General features: G+C 27.3%; 2 protein-coding genes. One reads left to right on the top strand and one right to left on the bottom strand.

Annotated features, from left to right (window positions below; translation table 4 throughout):
* Positions 1-109 precede the first annotated feature (109 nt).
* Positions 110-937: an MAGa7180 family putative nuclease gene (locus ACX1M8_RS03365; protein WP_458616726.1), complete on the top strand. Its 828-nt coding sequence runs from the start codon at positions 110-112 to the stop codon at positions 935-937.
* 67 nt (positions 938-1,004) lie between these two features.
* On the opposite strand, the gene ACX1M8_RS03360 is transcribed toward ACX1M8_RS03365, so the two are convergent.
* Positions 1,005-4,925, bottom strand: a complete 3,921-nt coding sequence (locus ACX1M8_RS03360) for a hypothetical protein (RefSeq protein ID WP_458836797.1) — start codon at positions 4,923-4,925, stop codon at positions 1,005-1,007.
* Positions 4,926-5,160: the final 235 nt, after the last annotated feature.

Raw genomic sequence — 5,160 nt, 5'->3', positions numbered from 1 at the left:
GGGGTGACAAAATAAATCTTATTTCAAGGGGTGACAAAATAGAGCTTATTCTATATAATAAATAGTCTTTATGACTATTTTATTTTTGCCTTAATGCTAAAATTAAAATATGCCTAGAAAATTTTTTAACAAAACTGACTACTTTATCGATTATGATAGACAAGTTTTAATCCTAAGTGATGCCTTATATGAAAAACTACATTCAAATGGGCAATTTGATAAATATAAAAAAATGGGTGGTAGCTCAATTGCTGACATTTTAATCAAAGATGCTTTTAAAAATGAGTTTAGTGCTTTTTGTCATATTACGAGATTAAAACTCCCAGTACTTACACAAAAATATGTACATGCCGGAGTAGTACTTGAGCCTCGTATTTTTGACTATTTACGTAGCAAAATGCCAAATACAGTGATCGAAAACTATGAAGCAGCAGCTTATAATTATGATTTTTTTGCTTCAGATCCTATTATTGGTGGGGTTCCAGATGGATATTTACCTGCTAAAAATATGATTCTTGAAATAAAAACAGCTGGTGAAAAGAAAAAAGATATATGAGCGAAAGAAGGGGTTGATCCTTCCTATCGCAAACAAGCTCAATTGTATTCATATCTAAAAGGAGCAGATTCCTATTCAATTGTTGCTTTATTTCTTCGTCCTGAAGCCGGAGATTACGATCATCCAGAAAATATCGACCTAAGTCAACGTAGTCTGCAAACTTATGCTTTCAAACTCAATAAGCAAGATGCACTAGATGATATTAAGAAAATTAAGGATTGATATAACTTTTATACAAATACTAAGATATCTCCTAAGTTTGACCTCTCTATTAATGCAGATCAAATCGAATATTTAGAATGCGAAAATTTCGCTCAATGAGAGGCACTTTTAGAGAAGTGAAAGAGACTTGGCAAAGCCGATCCCGATATCAAAGCTTAGTGAGCTATCAAATTAACTTATAGCAAATGAAAAAGACTGGAGTGTTCCAGCCTTTTTGTATACATTATTATTTATTCTTGAAAATATATGTTAGGATTCCGCCTAAGAAAATTAATGCACCGAATATTAAAAGACATGTTCATCATGGGAAAGCTTCTTTATTTTCTGCAACATTAATCATTGCTAAGGTTTGTAATACTTTTGGAGCATCTTTGAAATCTTGAGAGTTAAAGATATTGTGCAATTCTTTAGCTGCATTAGATGAGGACTCGGCTACTTTAACATCATTAAAGTAATTGTTTTGGACTAGTAATTTAGCAAAGTTAGATATGTTTGTATTACTTTTTAATGATGACATAGCTTTTTGGAATGCTTCTTCATTTCTATTTTCGAGAGCAGATGCTAATTTAAATATAAGTTTAGCATCATTTAAAGTTTGAGCAAATTTTGTATCTGCTTCTGTAATTAATGCTGACATTTCGCTACTACGTGCTGTTTCTACTATGTGGGTATTTAACTTGCTTGCTAAATTATGTTTTGCATCTAAGAATGCAAATTTCTTAGTAGCATTTGTCTTTAAGAATGCTTGATAAGCATCATTTAATTCCGCTAACACTTTGGTTGTATTATTTAAAGTATTTAAATCAGAATAAATATTATCATTTAAGCCAATTAATTGTTTAATATCATTTTCAATAGTATTGGTGTAAGTCATAGTTTTAATTGCATCAGCAATTTTATCTTCAACAGCTTTTCAATTATTCATTAGGTTATTGTAGTCGGTTTCAGCATTTTGTTTAGCTGCAACAGCTTCTGTATAACTCATTGAATTATTATAAGTATTTAATGCATTTTCTTGATATTGATCTGATGTATGTAACATATTTGTCTCAACTCAACTTGTAAATTCTTTAATTCTTTGACCTATAGAATTTGTAAATACTTTGTCTGAGAAATGTGAAAGATCTTCTACTAAGCTATCAATTCCAGATGTAGCACTATTTAAAGTATCCATTTCTTCTTGAGTTAAGTATTTATTGTTATTAGCAATTGTGTTAAGTTGATTTTCAAAACTTGTTACTAATTCACGTAAATGAGTAAGCATTGCATTTGGAGCATTAAAGAATTTATTAGATGTTAATAAATTATTGTAATTATCTAATTTTTCTTGCATTGGATTTATAAAGTTAGTTTTTGCTGTTTCATTATCTGTAACATTCTTAATGATATTTTGAACAAGAGTGTTTGTTTGAGTCATAAGTTCGTTAATTGATGCAGCAGTATTATCTTTATAAATAATTCCTTTTTCTAAATCAATAAGTTTATCAATTATTTCTTGATGTGCTTTTAAAGAAGCTAAATCATCTGAATTACAAAATTCAAGATTCACATCCTTTAGTAATTCTTTGTTTTCATTATTAGCTGTTATTAATTCTCCCATAGCACTATTTAGTTTATCTGCTTCAGAAGAAAGCATGTTTATATTTTCAAAACTATTACTGCTTTGAATTTCTTGTTCAAATTTATCTTTTTGTGCTTTATTAAGATTTTGATATGTTGTTTTAATAAGGGTGATAAGTTGTGTTTTAGCAGATTCAAGTTTGTTATTAGCATCATCCACATTTTGTTTAAAGTTAGATAATTTTTCAATTTGTTCTAAAACTTGTTGATCTGAATATGAAACATTAAGTTTAGAATCTGTAACCATTTGATTATTAATTTCTTGCAATTGTTTTTCTTGGTTGCTAATATCACTATTATCTGAAACGTATGATTTTGTGTTTTTGCTAAATTCATTAATTGCATTTACAAGTGTTTTAGCATCTTCGTTTAATTTTACTGCTGGATTTAAAACTTGTTCAACTTGCTCAACAGTAGTACTTAATTTAATATTTTCTAATATTTGGTCTTTAAGATTATTGCTTAAGTATGTAAAATCATTAATAGTTTCTTCAGCTTGAGCTTTTTTATCTGCTAATTCTTTGTTAGATGCACTTGTAGCTTTAGCACTATTTACAATTGGATCTATTTGGTTTATATTTGTTGCTTGATTTACTTGAGCTACATAATCTTCTTTTTGTGCGTTAGTTAGTGAATCTAAACCTTTAATTGTTTCGGCTGCTTCTTGCTTTTTAGCAACTAAGTCTTTTGCGATTTGATTAGCTTTTCTAGCTGCTTCTTTAATAGGCTCTAAATCATCTTTATTATTAACTTTATTAATTTGTTGAATATAAGTATTTTTTTCTTCTGAAGTTAAGGATGATAAGTCTTGAACATATGATGTCGCTTCAGCTTTAGCTTTATTTAAAATCGCTTCTTCATTAGCTTTTTCTGCATTGTTTTTTACTTCGTTAATTTTGCTGATATCTTCTAAAGAATCTATTTGTTTTAAAAATTCATCTTTTTGTGCTTTTTCTAAATCATTTAATTGGTTAATTGCATTTGTACCATCCGCTTTTGCATCAGCTAAATTTTTATTTCCGTTTAAATTTTCAATAGCTTGCTTAAGTGGTTCAAAATACTCCTTAAAAAACATTAAATAATTTTTGATCAAAATACTATCTTTCTCTACATCACCAATAGGTCAAACAGGTCAGCCAGATGAAATATAATTTTCATCATAAGTTAAAACTCTTAAACCATTAAAATATGAATCAAAATTTGATTTATTAGGTTTTTTTGAAGCTTGAGTGTAATTTACTGTTTTTTTAATCTCTTCGGCTTTTTTCAAAAGTTTTTTCGCTTCTTTTATCGAACGAAGATAATCATTAAGTTCTTTAAGATATTGAGAATTAGAAGATATCTCTTTAAGAAACTCTTTAAAATTATTTTTTAATGTTTCTGGAACACCATCATAATTATCAATTTCATTTGTAATAGTTTTTTGGATTTGTTCTTTACCATCGAGCTTTTCTTGAGCTGCTGTAAGTTTTTTAATAAGTTCATTAATTTGTTGTTCTGTATCAGAATTCCCATCACCATTAATAACATTTGAAGCTTCATCTAAAATACGAGAAAAATTATCTTTTATAGGATCGGAAGGTTCATTTGAAGCTTCAGTATAATTAATTGTTCCTAGTTCTTTTTTGGCTTTTTCAATAGTGTCTCTTAAGACAGTCATAGTTTCATTAAGTTGCCCAGCTTGATTCATGGTGTTATAAAGGCTATAAATATTATTTAATATAATATCATCGCTAGCGATTTTATCGGTTGTATTATTAGAATAATCATTTACTTTTGCATCAAGTGAATTACCTTGATTAATTGTTAATGACTTGTAATATTTTTCTTTAATTTCACGAATATATTTTCCGACATTTTCATTCATTAAAACAAGTAAATCAAGCACAAAACTTTGTGCTTCTGTGACTGTGAATGTATTATTAGCTACCTTGTCAGCAAACGCTTTTTCAAATGCATCTGATTTTTCTTCATAATCCGTCATCATATGTTCACGTAAAAAAGTACCTACTTCAGGGTTTTTTGTAATTTTAACTAGTTTATCTATTTGAAAATTCATGTAGAAATTATCATATATAATATCATATCTTCTTATAACATAGTTTGATATTCAATTTTCTAAGAATTTAAAAAGAGTAGTTTCTGATGTTACATTTCCTAACCCGTTTTCTGTAGCTAATTTAAAATATTGTTCTTTAGTATCAAAATTAGCATCACTTAATTTTTTTAAAAGTTTATAGACAGCATCAAGTTGCCCATACATTCTGTTTAAATATTCTAATGATTTAACATTCATATTTTTAGGATCATCTTTTTGAAAAGGATAGTTATTATTTTTTAAATAATAATAAATATTTGTAAATGAAGTTGTTAGCTTTTCAGTTAAGTCTTTTAAAGCAACAATTTTTTGTTTAAATTCAGTTATTGAACCATTATTTTCGCTTTGTGCACTTACTATAGGTAATAATGGTAAAACAGCAACACTTGGCAAAGCTACCAATGATTTAAATAATTTAGATTTTTTCATATTTATTCCTCTTAAAATAAGCTTTTTATTTTATCTTTATATATTAATGATATTATTTTTTAAAAACTTTTTATAAAGTTTAAATCTTTTTTTATATTTTAAATAAACCATGTGGTGCAATAATGCATCCCTATAAAATAGAGCTAAATAATTTCTTACATTCAAAACTACATTTAACTAGATGCTATATATATTTTTGTGTAAATTCATAAATTATTAAAAATGGCAAAAGAAA

The organism is Mycoplasma tracheobuteonis, assembly GCF_054456995.1.
The sequence above is the reverse complement of the archived record's forward strand: the minus strand, read 5'-3'. Positions and strand labels throughout refer to the sequence as shown.